Source organism: Pseudomonas congelans (assembly GCF_900103225.1).
In the GTDB taxonomy this organism is placed as follows: domain Bacteria; phylum Pseudomonadota; class Gammaproteobacteria; order Pseudomonadales; family Pseudomonadaceae; genus Aquipseudomonas; species Aquipseudomonas congelans.
In genome coordinates this window covers 1,404,733-1,426,761 of sequence record NZ_FNJH01000001.1, presented here as the reverse complement: position 1 = coordinate 1,426,761, position 22,029 = coordinate 1,404,733, and the positions used below count along the sequence as shown (strand labels likewise).

The 22,029-nt window shown below is 59.8% G+C and carries 17 protein-coding genes and 1 pseudogene; 8 read left to right on the top strand and 10 right to left on the bottom strand.

Going from position 1 to position 22,029, the window contains the following annotated elements; translation table 11 throughout:
* Positions 1-14 precede the first annotated feature (14 nt).
* Both BLR20_RS05780 and BLR20_RS05775 read left to right on the top strand, forming a co-directional pair.
* On the top strand, positions 15-1,376 hold the full coding sequence (locus BLR20_RS05780; protein ID WP_054993849.1) for an MATE family efflux transporter: 1,362 nt from the start codon (positions 15-17) through the stop codon (positions 1,374-1,376).
* Positions 1,377-1,398: 22 nt separating this feature from the next.
* Complete coding sequence (locus BLR20_RS05775) at positions 1,399-2,049, top strand: TetR/AcrR family transcriptional regulator (RefSeq protein ID WP_025990839.1); 651 nt, start codon at positions 1,399-1,401, stop codon at positions 2,047-2,049.
* 16 nt (positions 2,050-2,065) lie between these two features.
* Here the strand turns inward: BLR20_RS05775 and BLR20_RS05770 are convergent, their stop codons facing one another.
* Complete coding sequence (locus BLR20_RS05770; protein ID WP_010428253.1) at positions 2,066-4,807, bottom strand: glycoside hydrolase family 3 protein; 2,742 nt, start codon at positions 4,805-4,807, stop codon at positions 2,066-2,068.
* Positions 4,804-5,046, bottom strand: coding sequence for a hypothetical protein (locus BLR20_RS05765; protein ID WP_025990840.1), 243 nt, complete (start codon positions 5,044-5,046; stop codon positions 4,804-4,806). The genes BLR20_RS05770 and BLR20_RS05765 overlap by 4 nt, the downstream gene beginning before the upstream one ends.
* Positions 5,047-5,600: 554 nt before the next feature.
* Here BLR20_RS05765 and BLR20_RS28280 point away from each other — a divergent pair.
* Positions 5,601-5,924: pseudogene (locus tag BLR20_RS28280) on the top strand (hypothetical protein); the annotation flags it as partial.
* Between the two features lie 25 nt (positions 5,925-5,949).
* On the opposite strand, the gene BLR20_RS05755 reads toward BLR20_RS28280, so the two are convergent.
* Together BLR20_RS05755 and BLR20_RS05750 are read right to left on the bottom strand one after the other, a co-directional pair.
* On the bottom strand, positions 5,950-6,768 hold the full coding sequence (locus BLR20_RS05755) for a glycoside hydrolase family protein (RefSeq protein WP_412778631.1): 819 nt from the start codon (positions 6,766-6,768) through the stop codon (positions 5,950-5,952).
* Positions 6,769-6,956: 188 nt separating this feature from the next.
* Positions 6,957-7,436 carry an LEA/WHy family protein gene (locus BLR20_RS05750; protein ID WP_054993851.1) on the bottom strand — a complete coding sequence of 160 codons (480 nt, stop codon included), beginning with the start codon at positions 7,434-7,436 and terminating at the stop codon, positions 6,957-6,959.
* 174 nt (positions 7,437-7,610) lie between these two features.
* On the opposite strand from BLR20_RS05750, the gene BLR20_RS05745 reads away from it, so the two are divergent.
* Both BLR20_RS05745 and BLR20_RS05740 read left to right on the top strand, forming a co-directional pair.
* Complete coding sequence (locus BLR20_RS05745) at positions 7,611-8,819, top strand: acetyl-CoA C-acyltransferase (protein ID WP_054993852.1); 1,209 nt, start codon at positions 7,611-7,613, stop codon at positions 8,817-8,819.
* A 91-nt stretch (positions 8,820-8,910) separates the two neighbouring features.
* Positions 8,911-9,684: an enoyl-CoA hydratase gene (locus BLR20_RS05740; RefSeq protein WP_054993853.1), complete on the top strand. Its 774-nt coding sequence runs from the start codon at positions 8,911-8,913 to the stop codon at positions 9,682-9,684.
* On the opposite strand, the gene BLR20_RS05735 is transcribed toward BLR20_RS05740, so the two are convergent.
* Positions 9,624-11,243 (bottom strand): type VI secretion system Vgr family protein, encoded by a 1,620-nt coding sequence (locus BLR20_RS05735; RefSeq protein ID WP_054993854.1) that lies wholly within the window; start codon positions 11,241-11,243, stop codon positions 9,624-9,626. The genes BLR20_RS05740 and BLR20_RS05735 overlap by 61 nt on opposite strands.
* Before the next feature lie 326 nt (positions 11,244-11,569).
* Between BLR20_RS05735 and BLR20_RS05730 the strand changes: the two genes are divergently transcribed.
* Positions 11,570-12,274: a YebC/PmpR family DNA-binding transcriptional regulator gene (locus tag BLR20_RS05730; protein WP_054993855.1), complete on the top strand. Its 705-nt coding sequence runs from the start codon at positions 11,570-11,572 to the stop codon at positions 12,272-12,274.
* A gap of 20 nt (positions 12,275-12,294) precedes the next feature.
* On the opposite strand, the gene BLR20_RS05725 is transcribed toward BLR20_RS05730, so the two are convergent.
* Together BLR20_RS05725 and BLR20_RS05720 are read right to left on the bottom strand one after the other, a co-directional pair.
* Positions 12,295-13,599, bottom strand: a complete 1,305-nt coding sequence (locus BLR20_RS05725) for a leucine-rich repeat-containing protein kinase family protein (RefSeq protein WP_054993856.1) — start codon at positions 13,597-13,599, stop codon at positions 12,295-12,297.
* A gap of 78 nt (positions 13,600-13,677) precedes the next feature.
* Positions 13,678-14,223 carry a TetR/AcrR family transcriptional regulator gene (locus BLR20_RS05720; protein ID WP_032612687.1) on the bottom strand — a complete coding sequence of 182 codons (546 nt, stop codon included), beginning with the start codon at positions 14,221-14,223 and terminating at the stop codon, positions 13,678-13,680.
* Between the two features lie 106 nt (positions 14,224-14,329).
* On the opposite strand from BLR20_RS05720, the gene BLR20_RS05715 reads away from it, so the two are divergent.
* The gene (locus BLR20_RS05715; protein ID WP_054993857.1) at positions 14,330-15,559 is read left to right on the top strand and encodes an MFS transporter; all 1,230 of its coding nucleotides are present in this window, start codon (positions 14,330-14,332) and stop codon (positions 15,557-15,559) included.
* Positions 15,560-15,595: 36 nt separating this feature from the next.
* On the opposite strand, the gene BLR20_RS05710 is transcribed toward BLR20_RS05715, so the two are convergent.
* From BLR20_RS05710 to BLR20_RS05695, 3 genes are all read right to left on the bottom strand, one after another.
* The gene (locus tag BLR20_RS05710) at positions 15,596-16,732 is read right to left on the bottom strand and encodes a M14 family metallopeptidase (protein WP_054993858.1); all 1,137 of its coding nucleotides are present in this window, start codon (positions 16,730-16,732) and stop codon (positions 15,596-15,598) included.
* 101 nt (positions 16,733-16,833) lie between these two features.
* Entirely contained in the window at positions 16,834-17,373 is a 540-nt protein-coding gene (locus tag BLR20_RS05705) for a sigma factor-like helix-turn-helix DNA-binding protein (RefSeq protein WP_032612694.1), read from the bottom strand.
* A gap of 492 nt (positions 17,374-17,865) precedes the next feature.
* Positions 17,866-18,333, bottom strand: coding sequence for an Lrp/AsnC family transcriptional regulator (locus BLR20_RS05695; protein WP_032612696.1), 468 nt, complete (start codon positions 18,331-18,333; stop codon positions 17,866-17,868).
* 173 nt (positions 18,334-18,506) lie between these two features.
* Here BLR20_RS05695 and BLR20_RS05690 point away from each other — a divergent pair, with 173 nt between their 5' ends.
* Positions 18,507-21,989 (top strand): indolepyruvate ferredoxin oxidoreductase family protein, encoded by a 3,483-nt coding sequence (locus tag BLR20_RS05690; RefSeq protein ID WP_054993859.1) that lies wholly within the window; start codon positions 18,507-18,509, stop codon positions 21,987-21,989.
* Positions 21,990-22,029: the final 40 nt, after the last annotated feature.

Sequence of the window (22,029 nt, the reverse complement as noted above, 5' to 3'; positions counted from 1 at the left end):
TTTTGAGAATATTGATGGCCGAAGCCAGTGCAAGATTTACCCAGGGCAGCGTAGCGCGCCATATCGTCGTCACCGCCAGTGCCAGTGCATTGAGTCTGTTCGCCGTCTTTCTGGTCGACATTCTCACGCTGGTCTACGTATCGATGCTGCATGACCCCGTGCTTCTGGCGGCAGTCGGCATTGCCAAGGTCCTGATGTTTTTCAACGGCGCGCTGGCAACCGGCCTGATCATCGCCGCAGCCTCGGTGCTTTCCGCGCGCGTCGGCCATCGGGCGGCCAGATCGATACCCAGGCTCGCCGGCAGCCTGATGCTCATGGTAATCATGGTCAGCGGTCTGGCAGCCGCCGCGCAGTTGACGTTTATCGTGCCTATCACGCGATGGCTGGGTGCCGAGGCGGCCACTTACGAGGCAGCGCGCAGGTTTATCTGGCTGACCCTGCCTTTTACGGCATTGCAGGCAGTGATGCAGATGTCGGCGCAGATGCTCAGAACCATTGGTGACAACCGTCGGGCGATGGGCGTCGTGCTGTCCGCTGCCGCCACGCTGGCAGTGGCAGACCCGTTTTTCATCTTTGGGCTCGGTCTGGGGCTCGACGGTGCAGGCATCGCGTTCGCCGTATCGGCGGCCGTTTCCGCGTCCATCGGGCTGTATTGGGTGCGCAGCCGGATAGGCATGGTGTTCACGCGCCATCTGAAACTGTTGCGCCTGCATGCACGGCATACCTTCAGGCTGGCGCTCCCGGCGATGGCGGCAAATCTGGCGACACCCGTCGGTTTGGCTTATCTTGTCGCCTCGCTGTCGGCATTCGGCACCCCGGCCCTGGCCGCGATGACGGTGCTGGATCGGGTCATACAGTTTTCGTACTGCGCTTTTTTTGCCCTGCCTGGGGCGCTTGCTCCGGTGCTGGGTCAGAACATTGGTGCGAGCCGGGATGATCGTGTGCGTTCTGCGGTCATTTTCACCCGGCGGCTGGTGGTCTGTTACGGGCTGGCTGTGTGGCTGGTGCTGGTGCTCTGTGGTGGCATGATTGCCGACCTCTACCAACTGGGGGACGAAGCCCGCGCCGTGTTCATGACCTTTTGCCTGTGGGGCGGCGGTCTTTGGGTTCTGATTGGTCTGGATTTCGTCGCCATCGCCGTGTTCCTGACCATGAACAGGTCGTGGTGGGTCGCGGTATTTGCCTGGCTCAGGGCAACGGCGGGTACAGTGCCGTTCGTCTTCGCCGGAACTCACTGGTTCGGCAGCAGTGGTGCCTTGCCCGGCATGTTTACCGGCAATGCGATCATTGCGCTGGTCTCCATCACCACGGCGTCGCTGACGGCGAAACGGTTTTTTACCAGCAGGGCCCCGGTCATGAGCATCGGGGCACATTGAATCAAGGCGTTATCAGGTTTTTATGGTTATCGAAGAATCAGGGAATGAATCCGCAGAAACGCCCCCACCCAAGCGTCGCCGCGCACCCAAGGGAGACATGCGCAGAAAGGCCTTGCTGGACGCCGCTACCGTTGTTTTTGCCAGAGACGGCTATTCGAGTGCGTCGATGCGCGAGGTTGCACTGCTTGCCGGTATTACCACGGTCGGGCTGCTGCACCACTTCCCCAACAAGGAAGCATTGCTCGCGGCCTTGCTGGAACGCAGGGACCAGCGTGTCACGTCGCGCTTTCAGGATCTGGTCACCGAGCCGACGCTTGAAGGGTTTCTGAAGTTTCTCAAACTGAGCATGAGTTTCAGTATCGAAAATGCCGAGGAGTGTCAGGCAGCGCTGCTGATGAATACCGAGAGCCTGTCGAAGGCGCACCCGGCATGGGCCTGGCACCTTGAACGATTCCAGCTGACCCACGAACACGCGCGCGGTCATTTGCAGGCGTTGATCGAGGCGGGGGAAGTGCGCGGCGATATCAATGTCAAAGCCTTGGCCCAGGAGATCTTCTCGGTCATGGACGGCTTGCAGATTCAGTGGCTGCGAAGCCCCCAGGACGTGGATGTCATGGCGGTTTTCGATATCTACGTGCAGCGATTGGGAAGGGATATCAAGGCTCATCCATGAGCCTTGACGGGGTGCATCAGTAGGTCTGTGCCGCGCTGACCTGGACTGCCTTGCGCAGTGGCAAGGGCAGCGGGTTGCTGTCACGAGTGGTCAGTTTTTCCGGGTACAGGGTAATCAGCGTCCTGTTGAGCGTGAGGTTCTCCGAATCCGCGCCGACGAGAATCTTGAACTTGCCGGCATCGACGTCCCAGCTTGCCGTCTTGTCGACGTAGTAAGCCAGGGAGCGCGAGTCTATCGGTACGCTGACGGTCTTGCTCTCGCCCGGCTGCAGGTACACCTTGGTGAAGCCCTTGAGCTCTTTCTCCGGACGGTCCACAGCAGGTTTGACCGGCTGCACATACAGCTGCGCCACCTCGAAGCCTGCCTTGTCGCCGGTGTTGGTCACCGTGAATTTCACGTCGATCGTCGAGCCTGGCGTCAGCACGTTGGTCGACAGTTTCAGGTCGCTGTAGCTGAACGTGGTGTAGGACAGGCCGTAACCGAACGGATAAAGCGGCTTGGCGTGTTTCTTGTCATACCCGCGATAACCCATGTACAGGCCTTCGCTGTAGGTCATTTCGGTCAGCGGGTTGCTGCCGCGATAGGCCGCTGGATCCGGATAGGAGGCATAGCTCGGGTTATCCTCGATCTTCTTGTCGATCGTGACCGGCAACTTGCCGGACGGGTTGACCTTGCCGTAGAGAATCTCGGCCAGTGCCTGACCGCCTTGCTGGCCCGGGAACCAGGCTTGCAGCGTGGCGCCGACCTTGTTCGCCCATGGCTGCATGTTGGCCACGCCGCCGCCGTGCATGACGACGATGGTGTTGGGATTGGCCTTGGCGACGAAGCTGATCAGTTCAGCCTGTTGGTCTGGCAGGTCGAAGCCGTGGTCGGAACCTTCGCCTTCGTTTTCAGACGTGGTACCGGTCGCCACCACCACCGCATCGTATTTCGACAGGTCCTTTGGCGGACGCAACGCAGCCCAGCTCATCTGTACGCCTGTCAGGCCGCCCAATGCAGGGATGAAATTGCCTTGTACGCGCTGGTATTCCAGTTTCACGGTATAGGTCTTACCGGCCGACAACGCCGCAGTTTTCCCCGACGTGGTCAGCGCATTCACCACATCGCCCGAGTAAGGCACGCCGTCGCTCTGCACGATGAGTTCATCGTTGACCCAGAGTTTGTAAGGGCCATCCGCACGCACCTTGAATGCCTGAGCGCCCGAGATGGTGGGCTTGATGGTGGTAGTAAAGCGCGCCGAGAAAGCCCCGGCTGTCGGGCTGAAGCCAGACACCGCCGTGCTGCCTGCGTTGGTCACGTTGCTGCCGGTGGTCCAGTTCAGGTTCACACCGGGCTCGACACGCGTCAGCACCGGGTCACCGGAAAAGCTGGTGTTGGAGAAGTATTCGGCTTTTACCCCGGCATTGCTGATCCCGTTGTCACCGGTTGCTGGCTGATACCACACCGAGCTCGCGGGGTTCAGGCTCATCTCTGACAGATAAGTGACATCGCTGCTGCTGGATGCCAGTTGCTGCAAACCGCTCAGCTCGGTCACGTAGCTGTTGGGTGGTGAGTTAGCGGTGCCGAAAGGCGATGCCGGTACGTCGTGCGCCCAGTTGCCGATCACGGCGATTTTCGCTGAACGCTCCAGCGGCAGCAGCGGTTTGCCGGCAGCGGTGTTCTCGTTGCGCAGCAACACGATGGATTCGCGCGCGGTATTCAGTGCGGCGCGCATGCCGTATTCCGGATGCTCCAGGGTCTTGGCAGTGTTGAGGTTGTCCTGGAAGTCATAGCTGACGATGCCGCGAAGGTTGCGTTTGACCTTGTCGTCAATCACGTTCTGGGTCAGTTGCCCGCTCCACAGGTAGGGCAGGAGATTGGCTTCGGTAAATTGCAGGCCGGAGGGCATGTCGATGTCCGTACCGGCCCACGCGCCCTTGAAGGCATCATGAATGGCGTTGAAGTCACTGATGACCATGCCCTGATAGCCCCATTCGCCCTTGAGCACTTCAGTGATCAGGTGGTGGTTTTCACAGGCGTAGTCGCCGTTGACCTTGTTGAAGCCGCACATGATCGAGGCGACATTGGCGTTCTTCACCATCGACTCGAAGCCTGGCAGATAAAGCTCGCGTAGGGTGCGCTCGTCGACCTTGACGTCGACCGCCTGACGATTGGCTTCCTGCTCGTTGGCCAGGTAGTGCTTGCCGCTGGCCTGGATACCCTGAGCCTGGATGCCGTTGACGATAGCCGGTGCCAGCACGGCGCCGAGGAACGGGTCTTCACCACTGACGTATTCTGCCGAACGGCCGTTGTAGGGCGTCCGGTAAAGGTTCACGCCTGGCGAGAGCATCTGCTGACCGCCGGAAATTCGTGTCTCATAAGCGATGGCCAGGCCGAATTCCTTGGCCCGGTTGATGCTCCAGGTCGCTGCCAGCGCAGACTGCGAAGGGTATTGAGCGCCGAACGTGGCGTTGTTGACGTGCACGCCCATGGACGAGTCATACGCCACGGTGCCCTTGATGCCCCACTTGAGCAGCGACGGGATCATGTGACCGTCGTTGACGCGGGTGAAGTTGATCTTTTCCGACTGGTTCATGTTGTCGAGAATCGAGCTGACGCGCGCTTCGACTTCGTTGCCGGTCGCCGGGGTTACGGCGGCGAGTGCAAGGTTGGCCTGCATGACGCTGAACGTCAGCAGACTCAGGCCCAGCGTCTGTTTGAAGGCTGACAAGGCAAGTGTCCTTCCGGTCGATATGATCGGTTGATTGAGGTTGTTCATGGTCGTTGTGCCTGGGCAGGGGCGTCGTTGGTGTCCACCGGGGCATCGAGCAGGGACGACGAACTCTGTTGTCGGGCCGGGTTGATCTTGTCGGCGCCTGACAGCTGGTCGCGTTTGGCTTCCACCTGGGTCCTGATCTGTTGATCGGACCCAGTGGTATTTGTGCTGGAAGTTGAGTCTGCGGCGAACGTTAAGGCACTTTGCGCGCACAGAAGTACTGCACTGAAAACAGACAGCATTGATCTAGTCATCGATTGAATCTCGATTGATGGTTTGCAGGATAAAAACGGACGGCTGTTGCAATGGCGCAGGGCTCGGCTGAACACTCAGTCCAGCGCGACAGTAAACAGTTCACAGGTCGCTAAAGTATGGGGAATGGAGATTTTAATAAATGATGACATATGGCCATCATATGGTTTTTCCAGATGAGGTCGGAGGATTTAGGCATTATTTAAAGAATAAAATCGGTAAATTTTCCGTTTCTAAGACATTAAAAGCCAAAAAACTCAATTTTCTTAGGTTTTTATTGTTTTTTAATAAACCTAATTGTCGTTAGGTTTAGTGAGCTGGTAAGCTTCGCATCCTCGTGGTTCGTGCGCGTTTTAAAGGCTGGCTCTTTAAGAGAAAGTATCGGGATTTCCACATGAATTAATGAACGCTTAAAGGGGTTTTCACCGCTTGGAGTGAACATTAATCAACGACGCCCTTAATATGTATTCCATTAAAACTGGACGTGAAATTGTGCATTACCGATCAACCTTTGCCATGTACAGATGGCACAAGGGCGATAGGAATAATCAGCCTATGGTGCGTCATTTTTATTTCGTTAAAGGCAATAGTGGTGAGTGACGGGAAACAGCGGGTGGACCTCGCGGTGTTGAGCATCGTCGGTCGCCTGTGCTTCAGCAAACCGCAAAAACTGACATTCGGTCAGATCTACAGGGAGCTGGTGCGCGCTTATTCAAGCGCCCCGGCAATCCACGCCTGTGTGGAAACCGTCGACACGCTGGTCAGGGAAGGGCTGTTGATCTCGACAAGAGTCCTGGAGCCCGATCAGTCATTTCCCTACACCCAGCACATCATCAGCGGTCTGACCGAGATCGGCGCAGCCTCGCTAAGAGGCTGCGAAGAGCCGCGAGTGGTTACTCGCTGTATGGCAGCGACAGGTAATACTGGCCCAGTTCAGTCAGCTTGCCCTCAGCGTCCAGCAAGCTGGAAAAGTGCGGGTCGGGGTTCATCCGGCCCGTGAACCAGGCGTATCTGAATACGTCCTGGCGCTGCTCGAGGGTGGCGACCATTTCCGCCATCTGCCGCTTCTGCTTGTCGACTGAATCAATCTGCGCTCCGTCATCCAGGGCATGCCAATTGGCGAACTCGGTGACCCAGAAGGGTTTTCCGTACTTCGACAGTCGGTCGAGCATCCCTGGCAAGCCATAGTCGTACCAGTGAAAAGCCAGGTAATCGATCCGCGGGTCGCGGTTCTGATTCATGGACCTATAGGCCGCGTAAAAGGCATCGAGCCACACGACCGGGTCGCCGTAGCCCGGCATGGTTCCCCAGTTCATGCCTGGCCCCACCAGTTTTACGCCGGTCTGAGCGGCGATCTGTTCCAGCCTGGGCCAGAAGCTGGCCACCGCTTCGGGCGTCATATTGGCCTGGTCGAGCAGATTGGGCTCATTGATCACCAGCAAATAGCGGATGGCTGAGTGAGCCAGCAGGTATTGCTTCAACTGCCCGTCGTCGACATTGCCGTTCCACACCATCGGGATGAAATCCATGCCGTACATCGAGGCATAATCGTACGACGCCAGACGGTCATGGGGCCTGGGGCTCCAGTTGTACCACCAGCTCACGCCCGAAGATAACGCACTCAGGTCGGCGGGCAGGGCGATGTCATAGGCGATGCCGCGCTTGGCGCTTTTTTCTGCAGACCATGCCGGTGCTATGCACAGGCTGAGCATCAGCGTCACAAGGGCCAGAAAGGTCGGGAAAAAACGTGCTGACGGGTTCTGTGGGGTCATTGGCAAATCTTCCTTGAGAGTGAGAAGGCGCAGAGCATGCGCTGCAGTCAGCCAGCAGAAAGCATGCCACCTGTATCGCCCTGTTTACCCTGCCAGACCCGGACAGACATCACCACCCGCCATGCGTGTTACCAGGGGTCTCCTTCTGCCTGGCGCAAATCCAGCGTGCCGCTGTCACTGAAGCGCAGCGTACCAAACAGACCGCCGGCCAGTTTGCCGCGAAGCGTATAGGGCAGGTTGTCCAGGCGCTGGCTCTGACTCAGCCCCAGTGCCTGGCGCAAGGCAGCGAATGCCGACACGCTGACCGGCACCACCAGCACCGCCTCGGAGAAGCGTCCTACAGTGCCTTTCTGATTGCTTACCCCGGAGGCCAGCAGCCTGTCGTTCACGTCCAGGTCCAGCGCGACGCCGTTGTAGTTGATCTCGGTTTCGTTTGGATTCTGCACCCGCAACGTGACCGCCATGCGCAGTTCCAGGCCCTGACCGGGGATGGGTTCGATACCCACGACGCTGATCGCCAGCGGGTCTCGATGGGGAATCAGCGCACAGGCGCTCAAGCCGAGGATGAGCAGCCCCGAGAGCAGGGCGCGGATCAGGCGTAGCGACATTCGTGTGCTCCAGCGTCAGGTTCAGTGATCTTCAGACCTCGCCGGTGGTGAGAGATTCGTCGCGTCGGGCACGATGCCGGGATAGCGGCTAATCTGCCTGCCTCAACCATTGCGTCAGCAAGGCAGCAGGTTGATGATTCCACCGTACCTATAAAAACAAGACTGGAGATAGCCATGTCCATCGAAAGGACACCCCCTCATCAAGACCCCGTGGTCATTGTCAGTGCCGTGCGCACGCCCATGGGCGGTTTTCAGGGCGACCTGCAGAGCCTCAGCGCCACCGCCCTGGGTTCGATCGCCATCCGCGCCGCTGTCGAGCGCGCAGGCATCGAGCCTGCAGATGTGGAGCACGTGCTGTTTGGTTGTGTTCTGCCGGCAGGTCTTGGTCAGGCACCTGCTCGACAGGCGGCACTGGGTGCCGGGCTGAGCCATGCGACGCTGTGCAGCACGGTCAACAAAATGTGCGGTTCCGGCATGCAGACCGCAATCATGGCCCATGACCTGTTGCTGGCAGACAGCACTGCAGTGGTGGTGGCTGGCGGCATGGAGAGCATGTCCAATGCGCCTTACCTGCTGGACCGCGCGCGCAGCGGTTATCGCATGGGGCACGGCAAGGTGCTCGATCACATGTTTCTCGACGGACTGGAGGATGCTTATGAGCCGGGCCGGCTGATGGGCACCTTTGCCGAGGACTGCGCCGAGCTAAACGGTTTCAGTCGCGAGGCGCAGGATGCGTTTGCCCTGGCCTCACTGGCTCGTGCGCAACGGGCCATTGCCGGAGGTCATTTCGACGCCGAGATCGTGCCGGTGCAAGTCACCGTGGGCAAAGAGTCGAGGCAAATCACCCACGATGAGCAGCCGCCCAAGGCGCGTCCGGACAAGATTCCCACGCTCAAACCCGCTTTTCGCGAGGGCGGTACGGTCACCGCAGCCAACTCCAGTTCTATCTCCGACGGCGCAGCCGCGCTGCTGTTGATGCGTCAGTCCGAGGCTCGGCGGCGCGGCTTGCGGCCTCTGGCGGTGTTTCATGCGCATGCTGCGTTTGCCGACCAGCCGGGGCTGTTTCCAACGGCGCCGATAGGCGCCATTCAACGCCTTTTAGGCAAGACAGGCTGGAGCCTGGATGACGTCGATCTGTTCGAGATCAATGAGGCGTTTGCCGTGGTGCCGCTGGTGGCGATGAAAGAGTTGGGGCTTGAGCACGAGAAGGTCAATGTCAACGGCGGTGCCTGCGCGCTCGGCCATCCGATCGGCGCCTCGGGGGCGCGGATCATCGTGACGCTGCTGGCAGCGTTGCAGCATCGACAGCTCAAGCGTGGCATGGCAGCGATCTGCATAGGCGGCGGCGAGGCTACTGCAATAGCGGTTGAAATTCTAGATTAGTCTTATTATTCAGCTGCTTATACTGATAAATGAATGTTGATTATGAGAAAAGCCACTGAATTTTCTATTTAAATAAAAAGGATATTTATCAATGCTTTACGAGATACTTCTCATTGAAGTTATAGATAGCGTGGGCCTGATCAGGCTCAACCGGCCCAAGGCTTTGAACGCTTTGAATGCGCGTCTGATCAACGAATTGAACCATGCGCTCGACCAGTTCGAGGCGGACAGCGCGATCGGCTGCATCGTGCTGACCGGCTCGGAAAAAGCCTTCGCCGCCGGTGCGGACATCAAGGAAATGGTCGACCTGTCCTACCCGCAGATCTACCTCGATGACCTGTTTCGTGAAAGCGACCGGGTCGCCGCCCGGCGCAAACCCCTGGTAGCTGCTGTGGCCGGTTTTGCCTTGGGTGGCGGCTGCGAACTGGCATTGATGTGCGATTTCATTCTAGCTGCCGAAAACGCCAGGTTTGGCCAGCCCGAGATCAATCTTGGCGTGTTGCCGGGCATGGGCGGCACGCAGCGTCTGACCCGTGCGGTGGGCAAAGCCAAAGCCATGGAAATGTGCCTGACCGGCCGGTTGATCGATGCTCACGAGGCCGAGCGCGCTGGTCTGGTGGCCCGCGTGCTGCCGCTTGATCAGTTGCTGCCGGAAGCGCTGGCAGTGGCAGCGGTGATCGCCAGTAAATCCCTGCCAGTGGCGATGATGGTCAAGGAGAGCGTCAACCGTGCATTCGAGGTCAGCCTGGCCGAAGGCATCCGCTTCGAACGCCGGGTCTTTCACGCTGCCTTCGCCAGTCAGGATCAGAAGGAGGGCATGCGCGCGTTTATCGACAAGCGCCAGCCCGATTTCAAGGACTGCTGATCTCCATGGCCCACGATCAGAATACGCTGCGCGTCGACGTGCAGCGCCGCGGCTTGCCCGCGCACAAGCAATCCGTCGTGGGCGCTGATGTGCAGATGCTGACCGCTCGCCAGTCGAATACCGTTGACCGGGTGTGCAGTCATGCCGTCCAGCTCATGACTCGGTGACAGTACTGCGCAAATCACAGGCCGTTCGGGATGATTGTCGAGAAAGCGGACCAGTACACGTGTGCCTGGCGGTAGCCGATGAATCTCCGGGCAGGCAACCTCGGCCACCGGCCAACGTTGTGCGGGATCGTCTTCCAGACCTTGCACGTGCCAGTCGAAGCGGATGGAACGGTATCCAGGTGGGTCCGGGCGGATGTCGTTGCGCTGCAAGGTGGCGTAATGCTCACCGGTGACCGGGGGGCGAGGATGGTTGATCGAAGGGCGAAACGGCGTCGCCCACGGTATTACCCTGAAGCTGTTGCAGTAACCGTTGCCTTGCAGCTGTTCAGCCTCGGGTGACGAACGTTGCGCTTCGACGAGGATGCGCAGAATTGCCAGAGCATCATGCGCGGCAGCGCCTCTCAGCACCTGTAGCTGTCTGCCCGCGTGCATGACTTCGGTCAGCAGCCACTGATCGTTAAGCAATGGCTCCGGGTGATCGAGCACCTGGATGACTTCACCACACTGCAAGGCAGTGTCGGTGCCTTGTCCTCTGACATCGCGCCGTTCGCAACGCAGGCGCTCCAGCCTGCGACTGCCACGCTGCCGACTCAGCGCCTCCTGATGACTGATTGCTCCACGAAAGCCAGGCGGTTGAAATGCATGATTGGCCGCTATCGTCAGAGGATGCTCATCGTGTAACGACGAGGCTGCGTGCGCTTGCGGGTGCTCGACGGGCAGTCTTGAAACGTACGGAAACGCCAGTCGTTCGGCCAGGTGCAACAGCGTCTCTCGCGATGCGCCTGATGCTTCCGGGCGCTTGAAGCGGACCGGCAATGGCTGCGCCGGAAAGCTCGCAGGGTCGTCCGAGAACACCAGCCGGTGGCCGCTCTGGCGATGCTCGAAACGGAAATGCATGCCTTCTTCCTCGCACAAGCGCTGCAACAGGTGAAGATCGCTTTCGTCGTACTGGATATGCAGCGGTCTGGCAGGATAGAGACCGTTCACGTGCTCGAATCGGTAAGCGTTCGCTCCTATGCCGTGCGCTTCAAGCAACTGCACGATCAGTTGAGGAATCGCAAGGTCCTGATAGGTGCGGTGTCGTTGATGCTGCGCCAGCCGTTGCAGATCGGGCACCAGGGTCAGATGGTAAAGGCTTAGGCGAGCCCCGCTGTGGAGCCGGACCGCATGCTCGATACGGCCATGCCGGCCGCTGCCAGCTTCGCCGAAGCTTAAAAACGCTTCGCGATGCAGCAGGCTGCCGACATCCAGATGCGGATTGCTGCCGATCATCCAGATGTCGAAGCTATACGTTTCATTGAGGGCTTCATGGCCAGCGAAGCTGATGACATGCAGATCCGGCTGGCAGTCGGTGATCGCCAGCATGATGGGCACTTGCAGGTCCTTGCGCATCTGCGGGGCTCTCCAGCTTCAAAAACGGGGCCGCGCAGGTTACGGAATAAGGGGGCACAAAAGCATTGCTGCAAGATTTTTCGGAAAGAGCCTACAAGCGTTGACGGAAAGACGATGATTGCCGTTGGCCGGATTGGCAGTCATCTTGGCGAGTTCGTCAGGCCAATCTGTCTATCGGGGGTTTCATCTGCCGTGATCGCGTATAAAATGCGCCGCGCCGGACAGGGTATTTGCCGGTGACCCTTTTTCAGCGCCTTGCCAGCGCCGCGTTCTGTCAGTCATGCAGGCGCAGGCGGCGAGGTGCCTAGCGAATCAAGAGAGCAGACATGGGCGCACAGTGGAAGGTCAAGCATAAAGAAGCGGCAGCCAATGCCAAGGGACGTACGTTTGGCAAGCTGTCCAAGGAGATCATGATCGCGGCTCGCGCTGGTGCAGACCCGGACATGAACTCGCGTCTGCGGCTGGTGGTCGAGCAGGCCAAGAAGGCCTCGATGCCGCGCGAGACCCTGGAGCGTGCCATCAAGAAAGGCGCAGGCCTGCTGGGTGAGAGCGTCAACTTCGAGCGTCTGACCTACGAAGGTTTTGCGCCGCACCGCGTGGCGGTGATCGTCGAGTGCCTGACCGACAACATCAACCGGACGGTCTCGGAAATTCGCGTGCTGTTCCGCAAGGGCCAGCTGGGCGCTGCGGGCTCCGTATCTTGGGACTTTTTGTATCAGGGCATGATCGAGGCTGTTCCTGCATCACCGGATGCCGATCCGGAGCTGGCGGCAATCGAGGCCGGCGCCCAGGATTTCGAGCCAGGTGAAGAGGGCGCGACGCTGTTCCTCACCGAATCCACAGACATGGACGCGGTCTGCAAGGCGCTCCCGGAATTCGGTTTCACCGTCCAGTCCGCGCAACTGGGCTATCGCCCGAAAAGCACCGTGGACGGGCTGACCGATGAGCAGATGGCCGAAGTCGAAGCGTTTCTCGAAGCCATCGACAACCACGATGACGTGCAGAACGTGTACGTGGGCCTGGCAGGCTGATCACTGTGCAATGGAGCGCTTTACGCGCTCCATGCTTTTATCTGTAGAAGAATCTCTGCCAGCGACGGTCGTTGCTGGCAATCAGGCTGCACGCAGCTCGCCTGCAGGGCCTGTAGACCCGCCATGACGTTCTGATCGTGCGGATCTGCCTCGCAACGCTCCAGCAATTCCCCCAGCAAGATACCGAATGCGCGTGTTTCGATGCGCTCCAGCGCCTTCCCCTGCACGGCTGACGGGTGAAAGGACGCCGCACCGAAGTCGCTCAGCAGGCAATGACCATCCTCCTGGACAAGAATGTTGTGGCCATAGAGGTCGCCATGCGTGATCCCGCGTGCGTGCAGATGCGCGGTGACCGATGCGATGCCTTCAGCGAGGCGCAGCAGCACCGGCAGAGAAAAGCGCGTGTCGCTGGCATAGACATCGCGGCTACAGGACTCCAGGCTCGGCGGGCCGGCAAGATTGCCGAAAGCGGGGGCGATCAGCGCCATGACCAGGCCGCGTTGCTGCTCGGGATGCCCGCTGATCTGTCCTAGAACCTCGATCAGCTGTGCGTGCCGGCCTGCGGCGATGCAGGCGGCCATTTCATTGAGGGGCGAGCCATCGCTGGTGACTGTGCCCTTGTACAGCTTGACCGCTGCCATGCGCTCAGCGCCGGCGTCATGCCAGACCGCCTGCTGAATGATCCCCGACGCACCCTCGCCCAGGCGTTGATGAAGGCTGATGTGTTGCCAGGGGATTTCCCGGATCGGCACAGAGGGGCGTTCGGCGCACAACGGATTGTCGGCGAAGGCGAGCCATGCCAGGGCGGGCAGGCTCAGCAGCCAGTCCGGCAACTCGGTCAGGCAATTGGCTGCAATGCGGATCAGCTCCAGCTTGTGACACTGCGCAAGGGTCGTGGGCAGGGTGCGTAAGCGGTTGCCGGCGAGCATCAGTTTTTGCAGGTCCGGGCGGCGGCCCAGTTCGTCGGGCAGCGACTCAATATGGTTATCGGTGAGGATCAGCCAGCGCAGGCGAGGTGGCAGTGCAGCGGCGCTGACCTGTTCTATGCGGTTGGCCTTGAGGCCGACAATCTGCAACTGCTGGCATTGGCCAATGCTTTCCGGCAGGTGCGTAAAGGCGTTGTCTGATGCGAAGAGCACGCGCAGGCGGGTCAGGCGACACAGGTCGTCAGGCAGCGAGGTCAGCCTGTTGCCGCTGAGATTCAAGACTTCAAGCGTGTCGGCCAGGTCGAAGATTTCGACCGGAAATTCGCTCAGGCCACAGGAGAGGTCAAGGCGTTTGATGCCTGCCAGCTTGCCGGCGCGTAGATCTGCGAGGGTGTGCATGAATAGGTTCGGTCATTGATGTCGGACAAGGCGCGCATGATAACGGGAGTTGCGGCTGCTGACTCCCTACAAAGCGGCTCAGCTCAGGCAGCGGTCGACCCATTGACGCACGCGTTCGGGCGTAGGTGCCGATTCGGCATACAGAATCCGGTAAATCATCGGCGCAACGACGGCATCGATCATATCGTCGGCACTGGGGGAAACTTCCCCGCGGGCGATGGCGCGATCGATCATGACCTGCAACTGCTCGCGAACCATTGCCGCGCACTTGCCGACACAACCGGACGTGCTGGCGGCGACATCGCGCATCAATGCCCGGCCAGGTGCCGAGGACATTTCGTCCAGATACATTTCACTCCAGGTCAGCAGATCCTGATGCAGGCTGCCCTGATCGATCGGCGCGTCGGGGCGCAGACGCTCCAGGGCAGCGTCCGCCAGCAGTGTGGTCAGATCACCCCAGCGGCGATAAATGGTCGACGGCGTAACGCCTGCCCGGGTCGCGATCATCGGCACGCTGAGTGCTGACCGATCGTGTTCCAGCAACAAATCGCGCACGGCGCGGTGAATGGATTCCTGCACGCGGGCGCTGCGGCCTCCGGTACGAACTGCTTCTTTGATAGCCATGCGGCGGACCTTAACACAAAGTATTTGCTTTAAGCGCTATCACGTCGCACACTCCGCAAAAGCTAATTTATGGCTTTAACGGGTTGCATTGGCGGAGAGCGTATCCATGTCCCTTTCTTCAAACGATTCGACGTCGCCAGACGTGAAGGCTGACGGCCGGGCACGAAACCATCTCGGGTTTCTGGCGTTTACCACGTTATGCTTTTTTGCCGCGTCCAGCACGCCCACGCCGCTATATCACCTGTACCAGGAAGCATGGGGATTCTCTGCGGGTGTGCTTACGCTGATTTTTGCAGTGTATGCGTTCAGCCTGCTGGCCGCCTTGCTGATGGGCGGGTCGTTGTCTGACTATCTGGGACGGCGTCCGGTGATTTTTGGCGCCTTGCTGCTGCAAAGCGCCTCGATGCTGCTGTTCATTCTGGCCAGTGATGTCAGCTGGCTGGTGGCCGCGCGCCTGCTGCAGGGTTTTGCAACGGGGCTGGCGGCCAGCGCGCTGGGCGCAGCCTTGCTGGACAATGATTCGGTCAAAGGGCCGTTGATCAATAGTATTTCGCCGATGCTCGGCATGGCCGTTGGTGCATTGGGGACGGCACTGCTGGCGGAGTTCGCACCGTTTCCGCTGATGCTGGGCTACGGCTTGCTGCTGGCCGCATTCATGAGCCAGGCGCTGTACCTGGGACGCGTCGCGGAAACCGTCAGCCGCCAGCCTGGTGTCTGGCAATCCCTCAAGCCATCGTTGCATGTACCGCTGCAGGCACGGCGCATGCTTTTGCTGGTCTTGCCGGTGGACATCGCCGCGTGGGCACTGGGTGGCTTCTTTCTGTCGTTGAGCCCGTCCTTGCTGGTGGCGGCGACCGGCTCCACCTCACCGCTCAATGGCGGCCTGGCGGTTGCGGCGCTGACCCTTAGTGGCGCAGCGGCGATTCTGACTTTGCGTCAGCGCGAGCCGGTGCTTGGCTTGTGGGTAGGCGCGAGCTTTCTGTCGCTGGGTGTTGCGGTGATACTGCTTTCGATCAACCTGGGTTTGCTATGGCTGTTTTTTGTCGGCGCAGTGGTCGCAGGTATCGGTTTCGGATCGAGCTTTCTCGGCGCGCTGCGCATGCTCATGCCCCTGGCGCATGCCCACGAGCGGGGCGGGCTGATGTCGGCTTTTCTGGTGCTCAGTTATCTGGCCTTCTGCATACCGGCACTGGTCGCCGGATTCTTTGCCCGCTCGGCGGGGCTGGTGATGACCAGCAATGTCTACGGGGCAGTGGTGATCACGCTGGCGCTGATCGCGCTGGCCAGTCTGATCGTGCGCCGTGCCGCCAGCGCAAACAAAAATGCCCACGCGTAGGTGGGCATTCCGGTTTGCGTGAAGTCAGGAGAGCCCTCAGCGCAGCTCTTTTACCATCTCGGACAGCACGGTCAGTACATCGCCGGCCAGTTGCGCGGAGCGCTTGCCTGACCAGCCGGTGACCGGGTCCGGCGCGTTGTCGTGATCCTTGAATGGCATTTCCAGGGTCAGTGACAGGCACTTGTAGCGCTCGCCCACGGCATTTGCGGCCAGGTTCATGTTGGCCTGACCGGGCGCGCTGCGTGGGTAGCCATGAGCCGTCTGGAAGGTGTCGCTGACCTCGCACAGGCGGCTGCGAAAGCGCTCTTCAAGCTGGCGTTGCTGTGCGGTATATCCCGGATTGCCTTCGCAGGCGGCGGTGAATACGTAGGGAATTTCCTCGTCACCGTGCACGTCGAGGAACATGTCCACGCCGTATTGTTCCATCTGCTGCCTGATGAAGGACACCTCCGGGCTTAGCGCTTCGGTACTGTCCTGCCACGCACGATTAAGGTCCTTGCCGTTGGCGTTGGTGCGCAAGTGGCCATGGAAGGCCCCGTCCGGGTTGACGTTCGGCACCAGGTACAGGTCCGACTCGGTCAGCAATTGCTGCAGCACGGCGTCATCTTTTCGCTGGAGACGTTCGATTACGCCTTCCATGAACCATTCGGCCATGTGTTCGCCAGGGTGCTGCTGGGCAATCATCCAGATCTTGCGTTTACCCTCGGCACCGTCACCCTTGCGCAGCAGTTGAATATCCCGGCCCTCGACGCTTTTGCCGACAGCCAGCAACTTTGCACCGGCTTTTTCCTGCGCTTGCTCGATCAGCCAGTCATGGCGTTCACGGCTGTAGGGTTCGAAATACGCAAACCAGACCTGCGGCTGGTCCGCGGCCAGGCTGAAATTCAGTGCCTTGCCGTCAAAATCCGACGGTACCCGAAACCAGTTCTGATGGTCGTAGGACGCCACGGCGTTGTAGCCGGACCAGGCACTGTTGAAGGTGGATTCGCTGGCATTAGTGAGGCTGAAGCCATACGTCTGACCGACGTTCAGGCCGTCTGCCTTGAAATGAAACCACTGGAAATGCGCGCTTTGCGTGTCCGGCCGGATCGCCAGCCTGATATGTGCCGGGTCGCCTGCGTCGAGAACCTGAATGTTGCCGCTGTCGAAATCTGAACCGATAGTGAGAGTCAAGATAGGTGCCTGCTTGCGTAGATGCCTTTTCAGGCCACTACTGTACACCGATCGACATCGCGCCCTGCGACGTAAAATTCACTGCAACGGTCATCTGCGCGTCAGGACATGGCCTCGGCGGTGACCATCAGGCTGCAGATGAAGGCAGTCAGCAGGCACCAGGCCAGGTACACACGGCGCTTGCGTCGATGCCAGCCGGACGCGCCGAGCAACGAAGCAGGTGCCTGCAACTGACGCCACAGGCGCTCGCTGTTCTGGAAGGCCGAAAGGTGCGCGGCATCGGCGTCCAGCCAGTGGCGAAACTCGATGCGTTCACTGGCGGTTGCTGCAGGGCTCTGCAAGTGCACATACCAGCGGCTGGCGGTGGCCTGAATGGCAGCGCTTGTGGTGTCTGCGGCACCAGGCTCATGGGCCTTGCCCAACGCGCGAAGCATCGCACGTTCTACCCGGCCGATGTCGACGTTCATGAAGCTTGCGATGTCGGCATAAGCCAGGCCGTCGAGTCGGCTGAGCAGGAATATCTGCCGGGTCCGGCGCGAGAGCTTGCCCAGTCGGTGACCGAGTTCGATGGCCTGCAGCGTGGGTTGCGGCTCGGGCAGGCGGGCGGGGAGGTGCAGTAGAGACGAGAGCTGATTACTCATGATGTATCGCTCGCTGATCGTCCATGGGGGTCTTCCTTGCGGTGTCGGGTAGCGTCCGTGACAAGCGTAGACTAGTGAATACGAGAATCATTCTCAAGTGAAAAGTCGCAGCATTTACTTTTTATCTGCCGCATCCAGGCGTTTTTGCCTTAAAAGCATGGCCTTGTTCGAAGAGCCTTTGCTATGATCCGCGCCATTGCAACACACCGCGCAACACCCAGACTTCATTAGCCTGAAGCAGCGAAACCATAAAGAAAGAACCAAAAAAAGACCCGGCAAAAAGCCGGGTCAAAAACCGTGATTAGCCTGATGAGGAGATAATCAGGAAGCCGACCTAAGACTTCCGGGTTATCCAGCGAGTCTCGCGACCCGCTGATGCAATAATAATCATTATCATTTGCAAGTCAAATGTTTTTATTGCCCTCATTGATACCGATAATCCGCCGGCGCTCGCCTGGCGGATTCTCTTCCCGCGCTTTCCCCCCAACTCTTCTAGTCCAGCGGCAGTTCCGTGGTGCGCTTGACCGTGCTCATGGCGATGTTCGAATGCGCCTCGTGTACGTGGGGCAATTGCAGCAAATGATCGCGCAGAAAGCGTTCGTAGCTGGCAATGTCCTGAGCGACCACCTTGAGCATGAAATCCATCCCCCCGGCCATCGTGTAGCACTCCAGCACCTCCGGGTGACCGATGATCGCCTCCTCGAACTCGGCCAGATAGCGCCGGCCATGACCTGACAGCTTGACCTCGACGAATACCGTCATGCTCAGCCCCAGCTTCTGGGCACTGAGCAGGGCGACCGTGCGTTCGATCACCCCGTCTTCCTGAAGCCGGTGAATGCGCCTCCAGCAGGGCGACTGCGACAGCTCGACCCGTTCGGCGATTTCCGCTGCCGACAGGTTGGCGTCATGTTGCAGCAGACGAAGAATCTTGCGATCGATGGGGCTCAATTTTGGCTGCATGAATTGACCTTGTTTTTTGTTCTGGTCGAAAAAAGCATGCTCAATATCAGCAGATTTGCGCGCATTTAGAAAGAAAAAGCCTCTTTGCTGCTGGCAGTCTAATTGCAAGGCTGCCGGGCAGGACCGTCCCGGCGTACAAGACCTGACCTTATAAGAACAAGAGAGGTATTCGCATGTCCCTGGCTGATATTCGTCTGGATGATAAATACCGGCTTGCCACCGGCAATCTGTACCTGACCGGCACACAGGCCCTGACCCGCCTGCCGATGCTGCAAAAGCAGCGTGACGAGGCGCAGGGCCTGAACACCGCCGGTTTCATTTCCGGTTACCGCGGTTCGCCGCTGGGCAATCTGGACAAGAGCCTTTGGGACGCCAAGGACTACCTGCAGCAAAACGCCATCCATTTTCAGCCCGGGATCAACGAAGAACTGGCCGCCACCGCCGTCTGGGGCAGTCAACAGGTCAACCTGTTCCCGCATGGCAAGTACGATGGGGTGTTCGCCCTCTGGTATGGCAAGGGGCCGGGTGTAGACCGTTGCGGCGATGTCTTCAAGCATGGCAACTCAGCCGGTGTTGCGGCCAATGGCGGTGTGCTGATCCTGGCGGGCGACGATCACGGCTGCAAATCATCGACCATCGCCCATCAGAGCGAGCACGCGTTTATCGCTTCGATGATTCCGGTGCTCAACCCCAGCAACGTCCAGGAGATTCTCGACTACGGCATCATCGGCTGGGAACTGTCGCGCTACAGCGGTTGCTGGGTGGCGATGAAGACCATTGCCGAGAACGTCGACTCGTCTGCAGTAGTCGAGGTCGATCCGTTGCGGATCAAAACCCGTATTCCCGACGATTTCGACATACCCGAAGGCGGTTTGCACATCCGCTGGCCGGACCCGCCGCTGGCCCAGGAGGCGCGCCTCAATACCTACAAGATCTACGCAGCCAGGGCCTTTGCCCGCGCCAACCAGCTCAACAAGGTGGTGATCGATTCTGCGCAACCCCGGCTGGGCATCATCACCACCGGCAAGTCCTATCTGGACGTGCGCCAGGCCCTCGAAGAGCTGGGCATCGACCAGGAACTGTGCGAGAGGGTCGGCATTCGTGTGCTCAAGGTTGGCATGAGCTGGCCGCTGGAACCGGTGTCGGTGCACGACTTTGCCGAAGGGCTGGACGAGATTCTGGTGGTCGAGGAAAAGCGCAGTGTCATTGAAGACCAGTTGACCGGTCAGCTCTACAACTGGCCTGTGGACCGTCGGCCGGTAGTGGTCGGCGAGTTCGACGAGCAGGGCCGCTCACTGCTGCCGAACCTCAGCGAGCTGACCCCGGCGATGATTGCCAGAGTGATCGCCAAACGCCTCGCACCGTTCTACAGCAGCCCGCAGATCGAAGCGCGCCTGCAGTTTCTCAGCGACAAGGAGCAAGCGCTGCAGGCGCCGCTGTTCACCACTCAGCGCACCCCGCATTTCTGCTCAGGCTGCCCGCATAACACTTCGACACGGGTGCCAGAGGGCAGTCGCGCCCTGGCCGGAATCGGCTGCCATTACATGACCATCTGGATGGACCGCGAAACCGATACGTTTACCCAGATGGGCGGCGAGGGCGTGACCTGGATCGGTCAGGCACCGTTTACCGAAACCCCGCACGTTTTCCAGAACCTGGGCGACGGCACCTATTTTCACTCGGGGCACCTGGCGCTGCGTGCGGCGGTGGCCTCGAAGGTCAACATTACTTACAAGATTCTCTACAACGACGCGGTGGCCATGACCGGTGGCCAGCCGATCGACGGCGTGCTGCGCGTCGATCAACTGAGCCGTCAGGTGTTCAACGAGGGCGTGCAGCGCATCGCGCTGGTTTCGGACGAGCCGGACAAGTACCCGAGTCGCGAGGACTTCGCGCCGATTACCAGCTTTCATCATCGGCGCGATCTGGACAGCGTGCAGCGCGAGTTACGCGAGTTCAAAGGGGTATCGGTCATCATCTACGACCAGACCTGCGCCACTGAAAAGCGCCGCCGTCGCAAACGCGGCACGATGCCCGATCTGGAAAAGCGTGCGTTGATCAACCCGGCGGTGTGCGAAGGGTGCGGCGATTGCGGGGTCAAGTCCGGGTGCCTGTCTGTGCTGCCCAAGGAAACCGCGCAGGGGCGCAAGCGCGAAATCGATCAGAGCGCGTGCAACAAGGATTTCAGTTGCGTCGAGGGTTTCTGCCCAAGCTTCGTCACGGTGCACGGCGGCAAGCTGCGCAAGCCTGCGTTGCCCAAGCAGGTCGAAGCGTTCGCACGTCTGCCGGAACCGGAGCTGCCGTCGCTCGACAGGCCGTTCAATATTCTCCTGCCGGGTGTCGGCGGGACCGGGGTGACCACCGTCGGCGCGATGCTGGGCTATGCGGCGAATCTGGAAGGCAAGGGCTGCAGCGTGCTCGATCAGGCCGGTCTGGCACAGAAATTCGGCCCGGTGGTCAGCCATATCCGCATTGCTGCGCGTCAAGAGGATCTGTTCGCTGTGCGTATCGCCGCCGGTGAAGCACACCTGCTGCTCGGCTGTGACTTGCTGGTGGCTGCCGGTCCGGATGCGATCGCCAAGCTCGACAGCAAGATTTCCCATGCCGTGGTCAACAGCCAGCAAACACCAACCGCCGAGTTCACGCGCAATCCGGATGCCGTGTTTCCGGCCGAGGCCATGAAGCAGACCATCATCGAGGCGGTCGGCGCGGCGAAGACCCACTTTGTCGAAGCCACATCGCTGGCCACCCGACTGATGGGTGACAGCATTGCCAGCAACCTGTTCATGCTCGGCTATGCCTTCCAGCTGGGCCTGATTCCGTTGACCTCGGCAGCCATCGAGAAGGCCATCGAACTCAACGGCGTTGCGGTCAACCTGAATCAGCAGGCGTTTCTCTGGGGACGTCGTACTGCACACGATCCTGTCGCCGTGGAGGCCTTCGTCAACCCGCAAAACAAGGTTAGCGAGCCGCAGCCAATGGACCTTGATCAGCGCATCCAGAGCAATGTCGATACCTTGAAGCAGTATCAGAACGCCGCCTACGCCAAGCGCTATCTGGCATTGGTGCAACGCGTACGCGACAGCGAATCGCGCGCGTTCCCTGGCCAGCAGCCGACGCTGACCGAGGCGGTGGCGTTCAACTACTTCAAATTGCTGGCCTACAAGGACGAATACGAAGTGGCGCGGCTGTACAGCAACGGCGAGTTTACCCGCCAGTTGCAAGCGCAGTTCGAGGGTGACTATCGGCTGGAGTTTCACCTGGCGCCGTCGTGGCTGGCCAAGCGCGACCCGCACAATGGCTTGCCGCGCAAACGCAGCTTTGGGCCATGGATGTTGCGTGCTTTCGATGTGCTGGCGACATTCAAATTCCTCCGCGGCACTGCGCTCGACCCGTTCGGTCGCAGCCTTGAACGTCAGCAGGAGAGGGCGTTGATTGACCGCTATGTCAGCGATGTCGAACTGATCTTGCAGCACCTTCAGGCGCAGAATCGCCACACAGCCTTGAGCCTGGCACGTCTGCCGGAACGCATTCGCGGCTATGGCTACATCAAGGAAAGCGCCATGAAAGCGGCTGCCGTGCAGGCCGATATCCTGCGCAAGAGCCTGGAAAGCGGCGAAGTGGCTGCGCCGAAGCTGTATGAGGCGGCTGCCTGAGGAGGGCACTATCGATCAGCGTGCCAACCCGGCGTTGGCA

Excerpts from the sequence above, each read along its gene's own strand:
- BLR20_RS05780 (WP_054993849.1), top strand. The coding sequence starts at position 15 with ATGGCCGAAGCCAGTGCAAGATTTACCCAGGGCAGCGTAGCGCGCCAT.
- BLR20_RS05775 (WP_025990839.1), top strand. The coding sequence starts at position 1,399 with ATGGTTATCGAAGAATCAGGGAATGAATCCGCAGAAACGCCCCCACCC.
- BLR20_RS05770 (WP_010428253.1), bottom strand. The coding sequence starts at position 4,807 with ATGAACAACCTCAATCAACCGATCATATCGACCGGAAGGACACTTGCC.
- BLR20_RS05765 (WP_025990840.1), bottom strand. The coding sequence starts at position 5,046 with ATGCTGTCTGTTTTCAGTGCAGTACTTCTGTGCGCGCAAAGTGCCTTA.
- BLR20_RS05755 (WP_412778631.1), bottom strand. The coding sequence starts at position 6,768 with ATGCTCAGCCTGTGCATAGCACCGGCATGGTCTGCAGAAAAAAGCGCC.
- BLR20_RS05750 (WP_054993851.1), bottom strand. The coding sequence starts at position 7,436 with ATGTCGCTACGCCTGATCCGCGCCCTGCTCTCGGGGCTGCTCATCCTC.
- BLR20_RS05745 (WP_054993852.1), top strand. The coding sequence starts at position 7,611 with ATGTCCATCGAAAGGACACCCCCTCATCAAGACCCCGTGGTCATTGTC.
- BLR20_RS05740 (WP_054993853.1), top strand. The coding sequence starts at position 8,911 with ATGCTTTACGAGATACTTCTCATTGAAGTTATAGATAGCGTGGGCCTG.
- BLR20_RS05735 (WP_054993854.1), bottom strand. The coding sequence starts at position 11,243 with ATGCGCAAGGACCTGCAAGTGCCCATCATGCTGGCGATCACCGACTGC.
- BLR20_RS05730 (WP_054993855.1), top strand. The coding sequence starts at position 11,570 with ATGGGCGCACAGTGGAAGGTCAAGCATAAAGAAGCGGCAGCCAATGCC.
- BLR20_RS05725 (WP_054993856.1), bottom strand. The coding sequence starts at position 13,599 with ATGCACACCCTCGCAGATCTACGCGCCGGCAAGCTGGCAGGCATCAAA.
- BLR20_RS05720 (WP_032612687.1), bottom strand. The coding sequence starts at position 14,223 with ATGGCTATCAAAGAAGCAGTTCGTACCGGAGGCCGCAGCGCCCGCGTG.
- BLR20_RS05715 (WP_054993857.1), top strand. The coding sequence starts at position 14,330 with ATGTCCCTTTCTTCAAACGATTCGACGTCGCCAGACGTGAAGGCTGAC.
- BLR20_RS05705 (WP_032612694.1), bottom strand. The coding sequence starts at position 17,373 with ATGAGTAATCAGCTCTCGTCTCTACTGCACCTCCCCGCCCGCCTGCCC.
- BLR20_RS05695 (WP_032612696.1), bottom strand. The coding sequence starts at position 18,333 with ATGCAGCCAAAATTGAGCCCCATCGATCGCAAGATTCTTCGTCTGCTG.
- BLR20_RS05690 (WP_054993859.1), top strand. The coding sequence starts at position 18,507 with ATGTCCCTGGCTGATATTCGTCTGGATGATAAATACCGGCTTGCCACC.